13 protein-coding genes and 1 tRNA gene are annotated in these 21,416 nt (G+C 37.4%); 10 read left to right on the forward strand and 4 right to left on the reverse strand.

Going from position 1 to position 21,416, the window contains the following annotated elements:
* Positions 1-56: 56 nt before the first annotated feature.
* A complete protein-coding gene (pepA, locus tag CXF71_RS15270) occupies positions 57-1,562 on the reverse strand; it encodes a leucyl aminopeptidase (protein ID WP_101233807.1) in 1,506 nt (501 codons plus the stop codon).
* A gap of 248 nt (positions 1,563-1,810) precedes the next feature.
* On the opposite strand from pepA, the gene lptF reads away from it, so the two are divergent.
* Positions 1,811-2,986, forward strand: coding sequence for an LPS export ABC transporter permease LptF (lptF, locus tag CXF71_RS15275; RefSeq protein WP_101233808.1), 1,176 nt, complete (start codon positions 1,811-1,813; stop codon positions 2,984-2,986).
* The gene (gene lptG, locus CXF71_RS15280; protein ID WP_101233809.1) at positions 2,986-4,053 is read left to right on the forward strand and encodes an LPS export ABC transporter permease LptG; all 1,068 of its coding nucleotides are present in this window, start codon (positions 2,986-2,988) and stop codon (positions 4,051-4,053) included. Before lptF ends, lptG begins: the two co-directional genes overlap by 1 nt.
* 107 nt (positions 4,054-4,160) lie before the next feature.
* Here the strand turns inward: lptG and CXF71_RS15285 are convergent, their stop codons facing one another.
* From CXF71_RS15285 to CXF71_RS15295, 3 genes are all read right to left on the reverse strand, one after another.
* Positions 4,161-4,661 carry an RDD family protein gene (locus tag CXF71_RS15285; protein WP_101233810.1) on the reverse strand — a complete coding sequence of 167 codons (501 nt, stop codon included), beginning with the start codon at positions 4,659-4,661 and terminating at the stop codon, positions 4,161-4,163.
* A gap of 269 nt (positions 4,662-4,930) precedes the next feature.
* Entirely contained in the window at positions 4,931-8,023 is a 3,093-nt protein-coding gene (locus CXF71_RS15290; protein WP_101233811.1) for an efflux RND transporter permease subunit, read from the reverse strand.
* A gap of 19 nt (positions 8,024-8,042) precedes the next feature.
* A complete protein-coding gene (locus CXF71_RS15295) occupies positions 8,043-9,143 on the reverse strand; it encodes an efflux RND transporter periplasmic adaptor subunit (protein WP_101233812.1) in 1,101 nt (366 codons plus the stop codon).
* 162 nt (positions 9,144-9,305) lie between these two features.
* On the opposite strand from CXF71_RS15295, the gene CXF71_RS15300 reads away from it, so the two are divergent.
* From CXF71_RS15300 to CXF71_RS15335, 8 genes are all read left to right on the forward strand, one after another.
* Entirely contained in the window at positions 9,306-9,926 is a 621-nt protein-coding gene (locus tag CXF71_RS15300; RefSeq protein WP_101233813.1) for a TetR/AcrR family transcriptional regulator, read from the forward strand.
* 343 nt (positions 9,927-10,269) lie between these two features.
* Positions 10,270-10,354: transfer RNA gene (locus tag CXF71_RS15305), tRNA-Leu, on the forward strand.
* A gap of 211 nt (positions 10,355-10,565) precedes the next feature.
* Entirely contained in the window at positions 10,566-10,844 is a 279-nt protein-coding gene (locus CXF71_RS15310; protein WP_101233814.1) for a peptidylprolyl isomerase, read from the forward strand.
* A gap of 554 nt (positions 10,845-11,398) precedes the next feature.
* The gene (locus CXF71_RS15315; RefSeq protein WP_269800824.1) at positions 11,399-12,949 is read left to right on the forward strand and encodes an ATP-binding protein; all 1,551 of its coding nucleotides are present in this window, start codon (positions 11,399-11,401) and stop codon (positions 12,947-12,949) included.
* Positions 12,950-13,108: 159 nt separating this feature from the next.
* Positions 13,109-13,912 carry a substrate-binding periplasmic protein gene (locus tag CXF71_RS15320; protein ID WP_101233816.1) on the forward strand — a complete coding sequence of 268 codons (804 nt, stop codon included), beginning with the start codon at positions 13,109-13,111 and terminating at the stop codon, positions 13,910-13,912.
* Between the two features lie 399 nt (positions 13,913-14,311).
* Entirely contained in the window at positions 14,312-16,144 is a 1,833-nt protein-coding gene (locus CXF71_RS15325) for a S8 family serine peptidase (RefSeq protein ID WP_101233817.1), read from the forward strand.
* Between the two features lie 295 nt (positions 16,145-16,439).
* Entirely contained in the window at positions 16,440-18,143 is a 1,704-nt protein-coding gene (locus tag CXF71_RS15330) for a S8 family peptidase (protein ID WP_101233818.1), read from the forward strand.
* A 98-nt stretch (positions 18,144-18,241) separates the two neighbouring features.
* Complete coding sequence (locus CXF71_RS15335; protein ID WP_101233819.1) at positions 18,242-21,403, forward strand: ligand-binding sensor domain-containing protein; 3,162 nt, start codon at positions 18,242-18,244, stop codon at positions 21,401-21,403.
* The last annotated feature ends 13 nt before the right edge of the window (positions 21,404-21,416 follow it).

Consider the following 21,416-nt stretch of genomic DNA (forward strand, 5'->3'; position numbering starts at 1 on the left):
CCCGAGTAGTTAACTACTCGGGCTTATTCTTTTTTATATCAATTTACTCTGGCTATTTACTCGCCTTGTTCTTGTCCAGAACGGTTAAGTAAAAACTGCGTTAGCATACTTACAGGGCGACCTGTTGAGCCTTTGTTTTTACCGCTTCGCCATGCTGTACCCGCTATATCTAAGTGAGCCCAGTTATATTTCTTAGTAAATTTAGATAAGAAACAAGCCGCAGTAATAGTACCCGCTTCTTTGCCACCTAAATTGGTAAAGTCAGCAAATGGACTTTCAAGTTGGTCTTGATAGTCATCCCATAACGGCAAGCGCCAAGCTCTGTCGCCACTTTGTTCTGAAGCATTTAATAACTCATGGGCAAGAGGATTATGACTACTTAGCAGGCCTGTTGCATGTGCGCCTAAAGCAACAACACAAGCACCTGTTAAGGTGGCTACATCAATAACTGCATCAGGATTAAAACGTTCAACATAGGTAAGTGCATCACATAAAACTAATCGGCCTTCAGCATCGGTATTAAGTACTTCAACTGTTTGACCAGACATAGTTGTTAATATGTCTCCAGGGCGATATGCGTTACTGCTTGGCATGTTTTCACAGCCAGCTAAAACACCAATAACATTGATGGGTAATTGTAACTCAGCTAATGCATGCATAGCACCTAATACACCTGCAGCACCACCCATGTCATATTTCATTTCGTCCATGCCAGCGCCTGGTTTTAATGAAATACCACCACTGTCAAACGTTAAACCTTTACCCACTAATACCAATGGCTTCGCATCATCTGCACCACCATCATATTTAATGATGCTCATTAATGATTCGTTGACGGAACCACGACCAACAGCTAAGTATGAACCCATACCAAGCTCTTCCATTTCTTTTTCGTTAACAATCGTCGTCGTAACGTTGTCATAATCATTTTCAAGAATCTTGGCTTGTTCAGCAAGATAAGCCGGATTACAAATGTTGGGTGGCATATTAGCAACATTTTTACAGGTAGTAATACCTTCTGAAATGGCTAAAGCATGAGTAACTGCCCGTTCACCAATAGGTAGTTCACGGCGCGTTGGTACATTAAAAATAATTTTACGTAAAGGACGACGAGGCTCTGCTTTGCGGGTTTTCAAACTGTCGAAACTATATAAACCATCTTGTGCTGCTTCAACTGCCTGGCGCACCTTCCAATAAATATCGCGACCTTTGACGTGTAATTCAGATAAAAAGCATACGGCTTCCATTGAACCTGTTTCATTTAAGGTGTTAATTGTTTTGGTAATTATTTGACGGTATTGACGTTCATCAAGTTCTCTTTCTTTACCACAGCCAACTAATAAAACGCGTTCACTTAAGATATTAGGCACGTGATGCAATAATAACATCTGCCCTGATTTACCTTCTAAATCGCCTTTGCGTAAAAGGTTGCTAATGTAGCCTTCACTGATTTCATCAAGCTGTTCGGCTGTACCGCTAAGTCTGCGTGGTTCAAAAACACCAACAACAATACAAGCGCTACGTTGTTTTTCGGGACTGCCGCTTTTTACACTGAACTCCATGACTTTTCCTTTTACAATTTTATAAGGTGTTTATTTAGCCTAATACCAATCTGTTTGGTATAACTTGCTAAAATAAGTAAAAAATAGCACTCTTGTCTATTCAATTGATATCGCTAAGGGCTATAATTATAGTCGCACTCACCAATATTAGTTAGACACTGACTATATAGTTTACTTATGAAAACGACAAGTTTACTCAATATTTGCCAATATGTCAGAAAAAAACTAAGTTTTTACGGGATCTTTTTGTGATCATTTTTCGTTATTTATTAAAAGAAGTCGCCAAAACACAATTAGCTGTGTTTTTTGTGTTGATGACTATTTTTATCAGTCAAAAATTTGTCCGTGTGCTAGGTGATGCTTCAGAAGGAAGTATTCCTGGGCAACTGGTGATGACTTTTATCGTCTTAAAAATACCTGACCTTGCCGGGTTTATTCTTCCTCTTAGCTTATTTTTAGGTGTTTTACTTGCTTATGGCCGTATTTATGCGGACAGTGAAATGACCGTACTACATGCCTGTGGTGTTAGTGAGTGGTATGTTGTGCGAGTGACGTTAGTGCTGGCGGTTATTACTGCTATTCTTACGGGTATTTTCACTTTATACCTTGCGCCGCTAGCTTCGGAATACCAATATACTGTTAAAGAAGAGCTCGCAGCCGATTCAGGGCTGAGTGCGTTAGTTTCTGGGCGATTTCAACAAACGGGTAATCAAGATGCGGTGGTTTTTATTCATGATAAAGACCGAAAAACCAATAGCTTCAATAAGGTATTTGTAGCTCAGTTACCTAAGGGTGACAATACTGAGGCAAGTATTATCAACTCGAGTTTAGTGTACGCTAAAACTGGTAAGGTTTTTGAAGATGAGCAGGGCTCTCAACAGTTAGTGCTTGGTGATGGTATTCGTTACCACAGAGATATTGACAGTAAAGAATTCCAGTCAGTGGCGTTCGACAAATATTATATACAAATTAAAGATCAAGAAGTTGAACATCAGCACCGAAAATTAAGCGCCTTAACAACGCTGGAGTTGTATACCAATATTCCTCCCGAGTTAGATTCAGCTTATCGCGCAACTATTCAATGGCGCATCGCTTTTCCTTTAGCTTGTATTATTCTTGTTTTTATCGCCGTGCCGTTAAGTGTGGTTAACCCAAGGCAAGGGAAATTTGCCAAAATGCTACCAGCCTTGATGTTGTTTTTAGGGTATTTATTATTGCTAACGTCAATGCGTTCAGCTATTGAAAAGAATGCGATTCCAAGTGTGGTTGGGTTGTGGCCTATACACATAAGTGCCTTATTTGTCGGGGTTATGTTGTTAATGAAAGAGCGAAGTAGTGGGCGAATTATCAAAGCTAAATTGCCAAGCTTTAGGAATAAAAAGCATAAGTCGGCTGATAGAACTGATCAAGGCGAGAAACATTAATGCGCATTCTTGATGTTTATATTGGTCGTGTAATCGCCTCTACAACTTTTGTTACCTTAGCTGTTTTTGTTAGCGTCAGTGGCATTATTAAGTTTGTTGAGCAAATGCGTGCCATAGGACGAGGTAATTATGACTTAGCCCATGCCGCATTATATGTACTTTATGCTGTGCCGCGTGATGTAGAAGTGTTTTTCCCTATGTCGGCACTTATTGGCGGTTTGATCGGTATAGGCATGTTAGCGAGTAATAGTGAGCTCATTGTAATGCAAGCAGCCGGTTTATCACGCTTAGATATTATTAAATCGGTGATGAAAACCGCTGTTTTATTAATTATTGTCAGTATGGCTATTGGTGAATGGTTGGCGCCCAGCGGTGAAGCGAAAGCACGTGAAATTCGTGCACAAGCGATCTCTGGTGGTAGTTTAATTGCGTCTAAGAATGGTGTTTGGGCTAAAGACGGTGACTATTTTGTTAATATTGGTGAAGTCTTGGACAAAGGGAAATTAAAGAAAGTACAAATTTATGGCTTCAATGAAAAGTTAAAAATTGATAGTTGGCTTTCTGCTAAAAGTGCAATTTATCAAGACAAAAGCTGGTTACTTACTGATGTGGAAGAGTTTGTATTAACTGATGGCGAAATTATCACTAAAAATCATGAGAAGAAAATTTGGAACTCATCGCTAACACCGAAAAAATTGGGTGTAGTTACGGTTACTCCCGAGTCACTTTCTCTGCGTGGTTTGATTGATTACTTAGATTATTTAGAAGCCAATGAACAAGACCCTAGTCGTTACGAGCTAGCTTTTTGGCGAAAGATTATGCAACCATTAACCGTTGCGGTAATGCTGCTAGTCGCCTTATCATTTATTTTTGGTCCATTACGTTCAGTTTCAATGGGCGCACGTATTATGATGGGGGTATTCACTGGGATTTTATTTTTCATCTCTAATGAAGTGCTCGGCTCATTAAGCTTAGTTTATCAATTACCTCCAGTTCTTGGGGCAATGATGCCAAGCCTTATTTTTGTGAGTGTTGCTGGTTATATTATTGGCAAGAAAGGCGCATAACACCTTTAGTCGCTGTAAAGTGTACTAGGTAAGTTTATTCTAATAATAAACGCTATTCATCATTGGAATAGCGTTTTGTAAATCAATATTCTATTGACTACTTCTGGCTATAAGCGGCCTCTATTGGCTTCTAGTGAAAGCAATACCACTTCAGTATTTGTTAGTCTGTCTTGTAGACTTAATTTGTTTTTTCTATCGAAGAGTACAATCAAACTGCCTAAACCAAGTAGTGTAGGTACTAAGCGTTTAATGGCTGATGTTTTACTTATTAATGAACCATCAAAGTTTTGCACACGTAACCTCCAGGCCCTCATACCTAATGTTTGACCTTTTATAGCCCAAAAATAAACGAAAAATATACAAACCCATGCGACACACCAGGTATTAAAAGCTACTTTGTAAGCAATATGTGTGGCATTCCAATCTATACCAAAGCCACTGCGTGTGATGGCGATTACACCTGCAGCGTCTAAGGCTACAAACAACGCAACACAGACATAGCCTGAAAGCATAAAAATTGCGATAACAATAAGTAGATCGTAAATCCATGAGCCAAAGCGACGGCGAAAGCCAGCTCTAGGGAAAGTTGAAGGTGTTGTTTCTGTCATTTTGTCATCTTTATATTGTGCTTTTGGAAGCAGGGCGGGGTAACATTTATATTAAGCAGTTTAACAAAGTTTATCTTAATTGAGTATCCTTGTTAGTTATCAGAAAATTATGACATATTTATTAGCGGTAAATATTGTACCTTGTACACAATTGAGTACTTCAAATGCATTCGATAGTGTTAACTATACACGAAAAAAACCAAGCCTCTCGTTAGAGAAAATTGGTTTTTTGTATTTAGGATATTTAAAGTTAAGTGACTATTTACTAACTAAGCTAATGTAGGCTTAGCTGAACTACTGCGAGTATCCGTAATTTTATAAAAGCCACAGTACAGTGCAGGAACTACCGCTAAGGTTAGAATAGTGCCAATGCCTAGACCAAAGGCAATTACGTTTGCCATGCCGTAAAATAATGGATCCTTACCAATAATCAAAGGCAATAGTCCCATCACCGTGGTGATGGTTGTCATAGCAATCGGACGGAGTCGTGTTAAACACGCATCAACCACCGCTTGATAATCAGATTTACCCGACGCTGTTTCAATTTTAATTCTATCAATCAATACAATGGCGTTATTGATAATAATTCCCGCTAAACTATATAGCCCTAAGGTAACCATGAAACCAAAAGGTGCTTGCATCAAAAATAGGCCTAACACAGCACCGATAAATGATAGTGGAATAGTTAAGGTGATCACTGCCGCTTGTCTAAAAGAATTAAATTGCGCCACCAATAATATTAAGATCAAACCTAATACTATCGGCATGCTGGCACCTAAGGCCTTTTGAGCCGCACGTGACTCCTTAATTACGCCATCATATTCAATACTATGATTTAGCGGCAAATCAGCGGCTAAGGCCTGAATTTGGGCATCAATAATTAACTTAAGATCTTCTGCAGCCACATCAGAGTTTCTCGCTTGAATACTAATAGTACGGAACAAGTCTTCGTGATGAATAATTGAAAATTGATTGTACGGCGCTAAATTAGCCACTTGAAATAAAGGTACTGTTTGCCCTGTTTTATTCGAGTAAATATTAAGCGTTCTAAGCCTATCCAGGTTTTGACGTTCTGCTTGCTCTGCTCGTAACACTACGGGAATAACATTATCGCCTTCTCGAAATTCAGTAATCTTCGAGCCGGAGAAGTAAGCTTCTAGCGCTTGGGCAATTTCTTCAGACGTTAGGCCCGATCGCTTTGCTCTATGCTGATCTATTTGCACATCAATTTTAGTAATTAAATTTTCCCAATCGGTTCGTATATCAAGGGTATTGGGAACATCGTGTAATACGGCCATTATCTGTTGAGCTTTATTGTAGATAACTTCTTTGTCAGGTCCTTTTACTTGAATTTTAATGGTACTTGAGTCAGAAGGCCCTAAAAACATTTTTTTAACGCGTGCAGATACGTTAGGAAACTTATGCTCAATTTGCTCATCAAGTTTAAGTACAGTTGCACTGATATCAGTATTATCTTTAACGTTTAATACCATAAAACCTTTATTTTGTGCCGGGTCTTCAGGGTTAAGCGACATGACAAATCTTGGACCACTAAAGCCAACATAAGCGGAATAACTCTCAATAAAACTAAAGCGTTCATCATCCTCTAGCCAAGTGAAAATTTCCTTCATCTGGCGATTAGTTTCAGTAGATGAAGTGCCATTTGGCAAGTCAATGTTGACGAGTATTTGGGTACGGTCTGAATCAGGGAAAAATTGTTTAGCGACATACTTCATAGATATTATTGAACCCATAAATAAAGCTAACATAGCCATCATAAAGAGTGCTTTATGTTTGAGTAACCAATGTAAAAACATTTCATAATAACGATAAAACTTACCTGGGTCCGGCTTGTGAGATTCGTTGTTTTTAGCGTTTTTATTTTTAGGTAAGATAATAAAGAAATAACACAATAACGGGGTAACACATAAAGCTAAAATCCAGCTGGTCAACAAGGTAATAAGAATAACAAGTGAGATGGAACGGGTATATTCACCAGCAACATGTTCAGCCAACATTAGTGGTAAGAAAAATAGAATCGTTGTTACTGATGAACTCAGTAATGGAATTGCCAATTCTTTGCTGCCTTGCAACATCGCATTATAACGATCTACGCCATCTTCTAATCGACGTTTGAAATCTTCAGCGATAACAATGCCATTATCAACTAATAAACCCAAAGAGATAATAAGCGTTGCTAAGCTCATTCGTTCTAGTTTCATGTCACTAAATTGCATTATGCTCAATGTGGTCAGCATAACAAAAGGTACGATAGCGCCTACAATTAGACCCGTTCGTAAACCTAAAAATAAAATCACTACTACTAATACAATAGCCAACGTTTGTAATACATTAACTGAAACACCATTAATGGTTTTTGCTACTTGATCAGCCTGATAAGTGGCAATTTCAAGATTGTAACCAATAGGTAAACTGGATTCAATTTCATTGATTTTTGCTAATACTCTTGGTGCGTATTCTAAAAGGTTGTTTTCAGGCAACATTGATATGGCAAAAAATATGGCTGATTGACCATTTAAGTAAGCCGTTTTATCGGGTGGGTCGATAAAGTCACGGCGCAAAGAGACAACATCTTTTAGCGCAATAAAATCCTCAGTATTTGGAATGCTGATATAAGTATCGCCAATATCAGCGAGACTATTGAAATTACCTGAGGGTTCAACAATAAAACTGATTGCCCCTGTGTTTACTTGACCACCAGAGCGAACAATATTTTGTTTTTGCAATTCACTGATAAGCGATTGTGGTGAAATACCTAACTGAGCAAGCTTGGCATTGGATGCCTCTAGGAATATACGCTCTTCTTGGCGGCCTAAGATTTCAATCTTTTTAGTACCCTCTACGCCATATAAAGTATCGCGAATATGTTGTGCAATATCGTACATTTCACCGAGATCAAAACCATCTGCGGTTAGTGCTAAGGTGACAACTGAGACATCACCAAACTCATCGTTAACAAAAGGAGTATGCGTACCGGAAGGCATTTTATTGTGCGCAGCGGTTACTTTATTACGAAGGTTTTGCCAAATATCATCAAGATTAAAGTAACGGTCATAAATTTTAACGTGAATTATAGATATGCCGGTAGCCGAGCTAGATTTTATCTCTTTTACCTGTGGTATTTTTCGTATTTCTTCTTCTAGCTTTTTAGTGATTAGCTGTTCTATTCTATCCGGTGCCATACCGGGGAAAGAGGTACTGACAATCGCTTCACGAATAGTAATGGTTGGATCTTCTTGAGCGGGTAGAGTGAAGTAGGCAAAAAGGCCATTAACAAGTAATACAGCAATAATCAAAAATACGCTTTTTCGGTAGGTAAAAGCCAGTTGGGTAATGTTCATTAATATTCCTAATGCTGACTTAATTAAAACGCTGAATGCTGTTATCTATCAAGCTGACTTGTTGACCATCACGCAAGAAGGCAACACCGGCGTTAGCAATAATATCGCCTTGTTTTAAGCCCGAGGATATGAATACTTCATTTTTGAAAATGTTTTCTGTTTGGACTTCAGTTTTAATGACTTGCTGACTTTCAGCGTTATAAACAAAAACATAAGATTTTTGTGCTAACCCAGCGCTTAAGGCGGTTACTGGAATACGAATAACATCACCTTTATGACCAGTTCTACCTGTACCCGAAAAAGAAAAGTCCACTTCAGCGGTCATGCCAGCACGTAGTAAAGGATTATCACCTTGCAATACAGCAGTTACCGGGAAGGCATTAGCAAACTCAGCGCGAGTGCCTATTTCTGTGATCTGACCTTGCATGGTTAATTCAGGTAAAACCGGAAAGTTAATAGGCAGAAGAGAATGTTGCTTTAATTCTCGAATAAGGGTTTCAGGTACTAAAATATGAACTTCGAGACCATGATTACCCTCAATTTCAAAGAGTGATTCTCCCGGAGATATTTGCTGAGAAGGTTCAAATAATCGTTTGGTAATAATGCCGTCATAGGGGGCTAATAAAATGCTATCTTGTAAATTTTTACTGGCAATATCCAACTGTGCTTGGGCAACATCGGCGGCGCTTTTACTTGCATCAAAAGTAGCCTTAGCATTATCAAAGCCCGACTGTGATACAACACCTTGCTTAAGTAATTTTTCATAACGTGTATGACTATTTTCTGCATCAATTAAGGTTGCTTTGGCTTGCTGATATTGCGCTTGGGCAGACTGAAGTCCCAAATTAAAGTTACGCTGGTTTAATCGAGCAAGTTCTTGCCCTTTAACGACTTCATCACCTAAATTTACTCCAATGCTTTTAATTTTACCTTGTACTTCAAAACTAAGCTTTGTTGCTTCAACGGGGGCAACAATACCAGACAAAGTACGGATTTGTTCAAAAGGAGTTATTTCTACTTTTGTCCACATTATCGGACGAATAGGTTTAGTAATTTCTTTAGCTGGTTCATTACAACCAAGGAGTAACAGGGTAATAAATAGAAATGAGAGCGTGCGCATACGTGTTCCTTCGGATTCTTTTGACTAGGCAAAAGTTCAGGGATGTCCCTATGAGTAAAGTACATTTTACTGAGCTGTACAATTGGTACTGCGCAGTACCGTATATTTTGGTACTATGTAGTACCAAAGTCAACATTATAATTACAATCACGGTAATCTCACATGGTTAAAGACAACATTTTAGAAATAACGAAACTCAGCCCAAGAGGTCGGTTGATATTAGATGCAGCACAAAATCTTTTTTATCATCAAGGTTTTGATGAAACGTCTTTAGCAATGATCATTAATGAGGCCGGTGGTTCAAGACGCTCTATTTATAATGAATTTGGTAATAAGCGAGGCTTGTTGATGGCTGTTATTCAAAGGCAGGTAAAAGTACAGTCTGAAATTTTGACTTCGATAAATAGAGACCTTGAAGCAAAGGAAGCACTTAACCAAGTTTGCATTAAGTTTGTAAAAGGTATGTTATCAGCGGAGTTGATGTCACTATTTCGCTTGGTAGTACAACAGGTGGTGAAATTTCCTGAACTCGGTGAGATGATTTATCAAAAAGGGCCAATGGCGGGCGTCTTACCTTTAGTGGATTATTTAACGTGGCTGACGGATAATAAAGTGTTAAAAATAGAGAACAGTCATTTTAGTGCGCAAATGTTACTTGAAATGGCAAAAGGGCCCCTGCATACCCGCAGCTTATTATTACCGCTTAAAGAAGCGACAGATGAAGAAATAACTAACCAAGTTAGTAAGGCAGTCGATATCTTTTTAAATGCCCACAGAATGTAATGCTTTTGCACAAATAAACGGCAGTTGAGGCATAAGGGCACTGAACTAATGAAAAACTAGTTGCTTACTGTAATAAGTTTCGTATAATGCCACCCTCTTAAGCTTATAGCTAAAGTTACTGTATCGCCAAGGTGGTAGATACAAGGGTTTTAAAATCCTTTGCATGGAAAGCATAAATGTTAAGTTATGAAAAATGCCAGCATCTTCGATGTGAGGTTTGATAAGAATTTTATATGTAAGTTTATAGTGGTATCATAATCACCGTGATTTTCTTACAAAGTTTTGCAAAGTTATTTGGATAGCATCAGAAAATTTTGCAAAGCTTAAACAGCTTGATTCCTTTGCCGCAGTGGTGGAATTGGTAGACACGCCGGATTCAAAATCCGGTTTCGAAAGAAGTGACGGTTCAAGTCCGTCTTGCGGTACCATATATAGAAAGCCCTGATTCGAAAGAGTTAGGGCTTTTTTATTTCCGAAAGATAATATTTAAAATAGAGTCGTCATAATCCGTTATAAGATCTTTTACAATATGCTGGTTTATAATGTATTACACGTTATTGGTTTTTGAAAAACTCATTGTAGCGATATTTATCTGTTCACTTTTTCTTTAGTTATCAAACGGTATTAAAAGGCTTTTACATGGCAGCTACGGCGTACGCACTTCACATATTGGTTAAGCACAAAGAAATTGCAGAAGATATTATTGAGCAGTTAGGTAAAGGCGCTAAGTTTCAAACATTAGCTAAAAAATATTCGTCATGTCCATCGGGTAAAAAGGGCGGTGATTTAGGTGAGTTTAAACGAGGTCAAATGGTACCTCAGTTTGATAAAATAGCCTTTAACGGCGCAATATTAGAGCCCCACCTCGTTAAAACTAAGTTTGGTTGGCATGTTATTAAAGTGCTTTACCGGACTTAATTTACAACGAGTTTTTTTCAGAGTACGTTTTTTCAAAATACCTGTCGATTCAAGTCGGCCGCTGGTACACCTACTTTTTTAATAAATATCTATAACAAAAAAACCGACAATTAGAGTCGGTTTTTTTGTGCTTATAATTTGTTGAAATTACTCAACCTTTTAGCGTTTTAGCATTAGAGCACTTTATTGATGGCGATTCATTCTACTGTCAACCTTATATAGTCGATTTTCGGCCGCTCTCACAGCGATGAGCGACAGTTAACCTTGGTTTAATATATAGCAGCATAGTTAAAATATCTTACTGATTTTAGTTATAACAGAATATTAAAAATCAAATTAAGTGGAACCAAATAACCGCTTAGCTATACACCATTTTTTATCTTACTATTGAACATTAACAGCTACCTACAACGAAATTAGCTTTACCGACATCAACATAACTACTAGTATGAATATTCTCTCTTTAGGTGCATGTGGCCGTTAACGGTGATAAGTTTACTGTAATTTTTTATTCTGAATTAATACTGTATAGGTTTAATGAGAAAACTATCATGATGAGTGCCTTTAACATTCTTAATAAGCTAAGTCGACGTCTGTTGTCTTATATTATATTGTGCAGCATCTTCTTCTCAATATGTTCGACACTTCTTCAATTATATAATTCTTTTCAGAGTGATTTACGATTGTTAGAGCAACGCTTTGATAATATTGAGCAAAGCTATATCCCTTCAATTGCTACAAGTTTATGGGACTTTAATGAGCCCCTTTTAGCTGTACAGTTAAAGGGGATTGTTGATTTACCTGATATCAGCTCAGTTAAAATATCCAATGACTTTGAATATCAACGTCAGTTGGGTCAAGCTGACATGAATGTAGAAAAGGTAGTTGAGTACCCAATTACTTATTCAGGCAATGTCGTTGGGAAATTGACTGTTTATGCTAACTATCAAGAGATATACAAAAAGCTCTACCAGCAAGCGGGTTTCATTTTATTAACCGAGTCTATAAAGATATTCTTACTTACCTTTTTTATTCTATTTATTGTTAATCAGCTCATTACTCGGCATTTATTCCGTATTACTAAGTATGCTCAGCAACTCGATAGCCATAATCTAGAGCAAGAGTTAACGATATCAAATCGTTATAAAACTAAGGATGAATTAGATGATTTAGTAGACGCGATTAATGTCATGCGTATGGACCTACAACGTGAGATTAGTAAACTAGAAGAAGCTGAAAATGCATTGTTGGCCCTTAATGGTGAGCTCGAAGTAAAAGTGCATGATAGGACTGCTAAGTTGGCTGAAAGTAATAATCAATTGCAGCAGTCTTTTGATGATTTAACACTAGCTAAAGATAAAATTGTACAATCAGAAAAAATGGCTTCGCTTGGTCAGTTAGTCGCTGGGGTTGCTCATGAAGTTAATACACCTTTAGGTATTTGTGTCACCTCAATTTCGGCATTGAAGGAGCATGTAGATAGTCTACAATCAGCTATCCGTGATGAAAAATTAACAAAATCTTTTTTAGTCAGTAAATTAAACTTACTCACAGAATACGAAGAAATTATAGAGCGTAGTCTGATTAAGTCAGTTGAACTTATTCAAAGTTTTAAATCAGTGGCTGTTGAACAGCACACAGATCCTGAAGTTGAAATTAATTTAGCCAAACATGTCAATAATGTAGTCAATACAGTTAAAACGATATTTAAAACTAAAAACTATCGTATCAAGATTGAGGTTGATGAAAAATTGAGTTTGGTGACTTACCCTAGCGCCTGGAATCAAATTTTAACTAACTTTATGGTAAATTCACATATACATGGTTTTGAAAACAGCCGAGAGGGGGAAATATCAATCAGCTTTACTCAGGAGGATGACTATCTAACCTTGTTATATCAAGATAATGGTAAAGGCATTAATGATGAAGTGAATGATAAAGTTTTTGAACCCTTTATTACCACTAAGCGTGGACAAGGTGGCTCTGGTTTAGGTTTGAATATAGTCTTTAATCTTGTTGATGCTAAGTTAGGGGGCACGATAGAAAATATTAAAGTGGATAAAGGCGCATGCTTTAAAGTTAAGGTGCCTATCCATAGTAAATAGTCGCTATGAAAGCAAAGCCAGTGAATATCGAGTATAATCTAAGTTAGCATTGGCTAGTTTTAGTCAAGATAGTTATTGAATAGACTTAAATAAAAAACGCATCTTAACTGTTTTCAGAAATAACTGCGAAAATTACACCGCCCTTTTTAAGGTAGCTGAATGTTGAGAATATTTGATGTTTTCATTATCGCATGTATCATTTTTAGTCTCAGTTTTACCTGTAAAGCGATTGATACTATTAATTTAAGTACTTTCGAATACCCGCCAGAACATTCAAAGTTTTTACTTCACGAAGGTGTTGTTAGTCACATAATTGCTCTTGCTTTTGCTGAAAGTAATATTAAAGTTAAGTGGCAGTATTACCCAATGTCCAGAGCATTTATGATGGCGAAATCGGGTAGGGTAGATGCGACTGCCTCTTATGGTTATTCTAAAGAGCGTATTGATGGCATGTACATGAGTGATAATATTATATCCTCAGCGACTTATTTTTATCATCTAAAAACGACAGACTTCAATTGGCGTAACATCAACGATTTGGCAGGATTAAAAGTTGGTATCACCAATAAATTAAATTATGGCGATCTTTTTAATAACGCAGTAAAAGATAATATATTTATCGTTGATAACGCTCAACATGATAATTTAAACTTTAAAAAACTTCTTGCTGGGCGTATTGATATTTTCCCTATGACTTCAGGCATTGCCGAATACTCACTAATGACAAGTTTCCCTAAGGGAACGTTAGAAAAAATAACCTATAACAAAAAGCCGATTAGAGTTTATGACTCTTTTATTTTTTTCCCAAAAAATTTACCGAAAAGTGTATCCCTTTTAGCAAGTTTTAATCAGGGATTACAAAAACTTCATAAAAGTGGCCAATATCAAAAAATATTATCCAACTACCACAATGGCTATTATTCAACGCCAATAGCCAATAGCGCACAACAAAAAGTTAACTAGTTAGCACTATATTTAAATGACTAAAACAACAAGCAGCACTCCGTCCCCAAAAATATCGATGAGATTATTTTTAATTAATTAACGAATAAATCATGTACTAATTTTAATGAAAAACCGACAAAAATACTTTTATTGATTTATTAAGTTATTGATTTAAATGTTTTTGTTGTTCATTGTCGTTTTTGTTCGAAAAGTTGTCGTTATTTTACTAGGGGGAGTTTTACCAGCTGATACTATCGAATTATGCAAGAGGCAGGAAGCCACGCTAAGCAAAATTATATATTAAGTGAAGCATATAAAAAGAGAACGGATAGTTCATCTAAATAGTTAATCAAAACAATAATAATTAGCGTCCTTAATAATAAGGCGACTTAACATTAAAGATATAGTGGAGTACATATGAAGATTTCTACATTTGCAACATCGATAATTGCCCTAGCGGTTACTGCAGCATTTACAGCTCAAGCAGCTGACGACAGATATATCATTAAGGTAGATGAAAGCAAAAAAGGCATTGTAAAAGCATTAGCTAAAAAATTAGGTGCTGAATTAAAAGTAGACGGAAATGGTTTCATCGCAGCTTCATTTGCGGGTAAAGATTTAAGCCAAGTTAAAGGTTTATTAAACAACCCACATGTTCAAATGGTTGAAGAAGATCAACGTCGTATGCCTCTTTCTGTATATAGTGATACTGCTGGTAACCCTATGGGTGCTCAGCTTACTCCTTATGCTGTTGTTCAATCTCAAGCTGACCAAGTTAATTTTAACGCTGGTGCAGGCATGAAAGTATGTGTTATCGATTCAGGCTTAGATCGCTCTAACCCAGATTTCTTATGGAACAACATCTCAGGTACTAACAATTCTGGTACAGGTAACTGGGACGAAAATGGTGGTCCACATGGTACTCACGTAGCAGGTACTATTGGCGCAGCAGATAACAATATTGGTGTTGTTGGTATGGCACCTGGCGTTGATATGCATATAGTTAAAGTTTTTAATGCTGACGGTTGGGGATATTCTTCTGATTTAGCTTATGCCGCAAACCGATGTTCTGATGCAGGTGCTAACATCATCAGCATGAGTCTTGGTGGTGGTGGTGCAAACAGCACTGAAGAGAATGCTTTTCAAGCTTTTACTGATAATGGTGGTTTAGTTCTAGCTGCTGCGGGTAACGATGGCAATAATGTTCGTTCATTCCCTGCAGGTTACTCGTCAGTAATGATGATTGGTGCTAACGACAACAATAATGCGATTGCTGATTTTTCTCAGTTCCCTAGCTGTACCGAAACAACAGGCAGAGGTAAGCAACAAACAACAACAACCAATGAAACAATTTGTGTTGAAGTAACAGCGGGTGGTGTTGATACATTATCTACTTACCCTGCAGGCATGGCAACGAGTGCTTCAATGAGTGTTGATGGTGCTGCTTTTGCAACATCCGCAATGGAAAACGCGGGTTCAGTGTCGGGTAATACTTACAACATGGGTACGGCTGAAGCTGTTGATAATGGCGCAAACGGTTTGATTTGTGTTATAGAGCGTGGCGTTATTTCTTTCCATGATAAAGTTTTGAACTGTGAAAATTCAGGTGGCGTTGGTGCAGTTCTTTATAATAACGAACCGGGTATGCTTTATGGTACATTGGGAGATACTAACGCAACGAGTATCCCTGCGGTAGGTGCTTCTCAAGAAGACGGCGCAGCGTTATTAGTAGCCAATACAGTTGATATTATTATTGGTACTAGTGACTATGGTTTAATGAGTGGTACTTCAATGGCTACGCCAGCAGTATCTGGTATGGCTGCGTTAGTTTGGTCTAACCATAACGGCTGTACTGGTACAGAGATTCGTGATGCATTAAAAGCAACGGCTGAAGATAATGGCGCTCCAGGTCATGATGATTACTTCGGTCACGGTATCGTGAAAGCAAAAGCGGCAAGTGATTACCTAACGGCTAACGGTTGTGGCGGTGGTGTAACTCCTCCTCCTGTAGGCGGCGATATTACAGCTGACGCATCAGCATATCGTGCTAAAGGTAAAAACAAAGTTGACGTAACTTGGTCTGGTGCAGCTACTTCAAGTGTCGACATCTACCGTAACAGTTCATTAAGAACAACTACGGCAAACGATGGTGCGTACACTGATAGCTTCAGAACTTCGGGTTCATTCACTTATAAAGTTTGTGACCAAGGTACTGATAATTGTTCAGCTGATGTAACGGTAAACTTCTAATTTCAACCGACTTAAGTACTTAATTTAGTACATTTTAAGTACTTAATATCCAGCTCATTACGTGAGCTGGATATTTTCGTTTAAAGTACTTTAACTTTTTAAATACTCTCGATGCAGGATTAAAATCATTGTGGTCAGGGTGTGTTTAGTTTATGTTTTGTAGTGATGTGTTTCTTTGTAACCTACTTTTAACAATTGTAATGAAAATAGGTTCTACAAGATGTAAATAAATACACCCTAATGTTTTAAAAGTATGTATGTATTTTGAAGATGTATTGGGCATAGGGGAAAAAAAATGTTGAACAATTCAGTAAGAAAAATAATTAAACCAATTTCATTGTTAGGCTTCGTTGGTATCTCAACTTGGCTTGTCATTATTTCATTAAGCGGTACGGTTAATGAGAAAACTCAGTCTTATATTATCAGTTCAGCCGATTACCCGTTATTAAAAGAAAAAGTCTTAGCGCTCAATGCAGAGCCTTCTCATGAGCTCGCCATTATTAATGCTGTAGCCGTTGATTTGACTCAACATCAGCTTTCCCAATTACAGAAAAGCATTGATGTTAACGTTACTCAAAACCATAAAGTAGAATTGTCAGGTGGTAAAGCTTGGGGAAAAAGAAAATGGCAACCCAAATCGGTAGTTAATGACTTAATCGATGCCACATCAGCTCACGCAACGCGCAATTTTGGCGATGGTGTGACCATTGGCTTTTTAGATACAGGCCTCGATCAATTACAAGGGACATCTACAGGATTAGGCTTATCGACTGATTTATATGGCAGAGATAAGTTTTGGGGCACTTATGACGCGATAAATAACGCCATCAGTAATTATAGTAATGAAGAAAGCGGTCATGGTACACATGTTGCCAGTATTGCAGGAAACGCTGACTATGATGTTTACGGAAAAGTTTATGGTGTTGCACCGAACGCTTCGCTAGTAGGTATTAAAGCATTCGATGCTGAGGGCAAGGCTACTTATGCTGACGTTATCCGTGGTATTGACTGGGCTCTACAAATCAAAGATCAAATTAATCTTAGAGTGCTTAATATGTCGTTCAGTGGACCTGCACGCTCTTATTATTGGGAAGACCCTTTGAACCAAGCGGTAATGAAAGCATGGCAAGCAGGTATTGTTGTGGTAGCTTCTGCTGGTAATAACGGTCCTGACCCTATGACAATCGGTGTGCCGGGTAATGTTCCTTACATTATTACTGTCGGCGCGATGACTGATAATTATACTGAGTCAGATGCAACCGATAACAAGTTAGCCTCGTTTAGTGCCGCAGGACCAACAGTAGAGGGATTTGTTAAGCCAGAGATTGTCGCACCAGGCGGACATTTATCAGGTTTAATGGCTTTTGACACACAAATAGTACAGGAGCATCCAGAGTTTCATGATGGTGGCCGTTATTTTGAAATGTCAGGCACGTCTCAAGCTGCTGGTGTTGTATCTGGAGTCGTGGCCTTGATGTTGTCACAAGAGCCAACTTTGACACCAGACGAAGTGAAATGTCGCTTAATGGACAGTGCTCATGCCGCATTCGATAATAATAGTGAACTTGCTTATAGCGTTTTTCAGCAAGGTTCAGGCATGGTTAATGCTGCGGATGCCTTAACGAGTACGGCTTCGGCATGTGCGAATCAAGCATTAGATATTGCTCAAGACTTAGAAGGGAATGAACACTTTTTTGGGCCAGCAAACATTAATAATGACGGAAATTTTTATGTTGAAGGCTTAGGTGATGAATATGTGTGGCGATTGGATGACAGTAACCTAGATGGTGATACCATAATTTGGAGAATGAATTTCGCTAAGAATGCACTAGATTGGAGAAATACTGCATCAACGGATACCATAATTTGGAGAATGAATGTCGAAACTGACACTATAATTTGGAGAATGAATCTGGAGTCAGATACAATCATTTGGAGAATGAGTGTAGCTAATAGCACTACCGATATTAATGTTAATAATTGGGTTGAACAACAATAGCCTGATTAATCCTCAGCCGCTGTTACTTCAGCGGCTTTTTTATCGCTTTATTTCATACTGAAAATTTTTATATACCATCACTTTATAAGAGCTGTTTTGTGAAAAATATTCTTTTCTTTTTATTATCAATTATCATTAATTTCAGTGCTATTGCACAAGAAATTAAACTATTTAAAAACTTTGGTATTGATAATCCAATGTCATACAACTTTGTTAGAACTATTGCTCAAGATGAAGATGGTTTTATGTGGTTTGGTTCATCCGAGGGATTAGACCGTTTTGATGGACACCAAACACTTAGCTTCCAGCATGATAGTGCTAAACCCAACTCACTAAGTTCTAGTGTAATCAGTCGAATTCTTATTGATAAACAGCAACGACTATGGGTAGCTACTTTCGGGGGAGGCTTGAATTTATATAGAGAAAATAGTCAAGATTTTCTACATTTTACCACTAAAACACACAGCTCAGGACTGACAAATGATAGCGTTAATGCATTATTTGAGGATAGTGAAGGTAAAATTTGGGTTGCTACTGAAAATGGTTTAAATGTTCTCAGCTACCGTGAAAAAATTTGGTCAACTCAACAAATATTCCAAGAGCTAGGTAACCCTAATAGCCTTACCCACAATACTGTACTCTCAATTATTGAAACCGATAATCAAGAAATTTGGGTTGGAACTAATGGTGGAGGAATTTCGGTATTTGATCTGCTAGGGAATTTTATTAAATCTATTAAGTATGGCGATCAAAATAGTGCTACTTATGTTAATAAATTTGTTAGTAGTATGTATTTAGATATTAATGGGGATATTTGGATAGGTACAGTAGATAGTGGTTTATTAAAATATACACCTACGACAGGAAAATTTACTTATTATCAAAATAATGTAGATGATCAGTCAACAATTAGCAGCAATGCAATAAGTAATATTTATCAGGATTCAGAACAGAATATTTGGATTGCCACTGATAATGGCTTATCTATTTATAATTATAAAACTAATGACTTTAGTCGATACAATTATTCACCAAATAACCCATACAGTATAAGTAATGATTTTGTTCTTACTTTTTTTGAAGATAATCATAAGATGATGTGGGTCGGTACTTTTTCTGGAGTAAATCGGTGGGATCCTAATATGGCTACCTTCCGACAATATAGTACTCAAACAAATCCAGTCTTAAAAAATCACAACATCACTAGTTTTGCTCAATTCGATAAAGATAATTTGTATTTTAGTACCTATAGCGCAGGAATTTATCTTTTGTCACAATATGATAATTCAATTTCAGCTGTAGATTTTAATGCTTTGTTTTTAGAATATAGAATTATGACTCTGTTTGCTGATGGCAACACTTTATGGGTGGGGACAAGAGCTTCTGGGTTATATTCAATAGATTTAGCAACGAATAACGTGACTGAATATAAGCATGATGCTGAAGATAGTAACTCTATTTCCGCTAATAGTATTACAGATATTATAAAAGATATGGATGGTAATCTTTGGGTATCTACTTTTCATCAAGGCATTAATTTATTAAATAATGATGGTACTTTTAAACGTTTTATTAAAAATAAGTCAAACATAGAAAAAGGACCCGGCAGTAATCATGTTGTACAGTTGCTGGAGGATGATCAGGGCTTTATTTGGCTGGCTACTTTTGGCGGTGGAGTAAGTCGTTTTGACCCTAGAAATGAAACATTTATTCATTTAAAACATAAGGAAAAAAAACCTAACGGTATCTCAGATGACTTTTCATGGATTATGTTACTGGACAATAATAAAAACCTTTGGTTTGGCACCCAATCTTCAGGCCTAAGTATATTAAGTAGAGAAAATCGTTATAGTAACAACTTTGCATTTACTCACCTTGATACTAAAGATGGTATGAAAAGTTTGACGGTATATGGCATCACTCAAGATGTTTATGGTGATATCTGGTTTAGTACTAATAAAGGAGTATCTCGTTATTCCATCAATGATAAAAGTTTTAAGAATTTTAACCTAACTCATGGCCTAGTTGATCTAGAATACACTCATTCTGCAGCGTTTCTTGCAATGGACAACACAATATATTTTGGTGCAGGCAAAGGGATGAATAGTATCAATCCGGGAAAAATTAATACCAAACTTTTTTCGCCAGAAGTTCGATTAACCAGTATTCTAAAGTTAAATGAACCTATGTCCTTAGGGAGTAAATTATCTGAATTAAGACAATTAGAACTTGATTACAGTGAACAACTTATTTCGTTTGAATATGTAGGCTTAAACTATGCGGACCCTAAGTCAACGCGCTATAAATATCGTTTGAAGGGCTTTGATGAAGAGTGGATTGATGCAGGTAAATCAAGACGAGCCACTTATACTAACTTACCTTCAGGTAGTTATCAGCTGCAAGTTGTTGCAAGTAATGGCGACAACATCTGGAGTGACCCTGGTTTATCACTCGATATAACAGTGAAACCAGCGCCTTGGAATACTTGGTGGGCATATGTACTTTATGCAGCATTGATTGCGTTATTGTTGTTAGCATATTCGCGTTTTTTAAACCGAAAATTACTTATTGAACAGCAACAAAAAGAACTTTTCAAGCGTCAAGTTAAAGAGAAAACACAAGAATTTCATTTGAAAAATGTGGAACTTGAACAGGCAAACCAACAGCTAGAAGATGCTGCAACGGTGGATAAAGTGACAGGTGTTAAAAGTCGCCGATATTTAGACATTTATATCGAACAAGCCAGTCAACTTATGTCTCAGATTCATGAAAATATCCTGCCAGTACAACGTAGTATATTGCCACGTTTATACCTTGTAATGATTAAGCTAGATAACATCGAGCAAGTAACAAATAGCCAATTGGTCGACCTGACAGACTTGTTGCTTTATAGCCGAAATAGTGATGATTTAGTTATTCGATGGGCAGATGATACCTTTGTTATTATTGGTTACGAGAAAGATGATAATGCTCGTGAACTGGTTACTCGTTTAACTGATCGCTTTGCACAAGTGTTAGGTCATAGCATTGAGTCAGGTATGGCTTATTCTTTTTACCCGTTTAACTTTGAGCAACCCATGGCGCTATCATGGGATCAAGTGAGTGTGCTTACTGAACATGCATTAAAAGTGGCAAGCACTAACAACATGAGCTGGTTAGGTTTTTATGCCCCTCAGACTCAACCGTTTAACTATTTAGATGTCATTCAGCAGCAAAGCATTGACGAGTTAAGTAAACTGGTCAAATTAAAGCAGGGGTAGGCTGCATAATACC

This window comes from Colwellia sp. 12G3, assembly GCF_002836775.1.
Classification (GTDB): domain Bacteria; phylum Pseudomonadota; class Gammaproteobacteria; order Enterobacterales; family Alteromonadaceae; genus Colwellia.

Bases quoted from the DNA above. Each gene is read 5' to 3' on its own strand.
- pepA (WP_101233807.1), bottom strand. From the start codon at position 1,562: ATGGAGTTCAGTGTAAAAAGCGGCAGTCCCGAAAAACAACGTAGCGCT.
- lptG (WP_101233809.1), top strand. From the start codon at position 2,986: ATGCGCATTCTTGATGTTTATATTGGTCGTGTAATCGCCTCTACAACT.
- CXF71_RS15285 (WP_101233810.1), bottom strand. From the start codon at position 4,661: ATGACAGAAACAACACCTTCAACTTTCCCTAGAGCTGGCTTTCGCCGT.
- CXF71_RS15290 (WP_101233811.1), bottom strand. From the start codon at position 8,023: ATGAACATTACCCAACTGGCTTTTACCTACCGAAAAAGCGTATTTTTG.
- CXF71_RS15295 (WP_101233812.1), bottom strand. From the start codon at position 9,143: ATGCGCACGCTCTCATTTCTATTTATTACCCTGTTACTCCTTGGTTGT.
- CXF71_RS15300 (WP_101233813.1), top strand. From the start codon at position 9,306: ATGGTTAAAGACAACATTTTAGAAATAACGAAACTCAGCCCAAGAGGT.
- CXF71_RS15310 (WP_101233814.1), top strand. From the start codon at position 10,566: ATGGCAGCTACGGCGTACGCACTTCACATATTGGTTAAGCACAAAGAA.
- CXF71_RS15315 (WP_269800824.1), top strand. From the start codon at position 11,399: ATGAGTGCCTTTAACATTCTTAATAAGCTAAGTCGACGTCTGTTGTCT.
- CXF71_RS15320 (WP_101233816.1), top strand. From the start codon at position 13,109: ATGTTGAGAATATTTGATGTTTTCATTATCGCATGTATCATTTTTAGT.
- CXF71_RS15325 (WP_101233817.1), top strand. From the start codon at position 14,312: ATGAAGATTTCTACATTTGCAACATCGATAATTGCCCTAGCGGTTACT.
- CXF71_RS15330 (WP_101233818.1), top strand. From the start codon at position 16,440: ATGTTGAACAATTCAGTAAGAAAAATAATTAAACCAATTTCATTGTTA.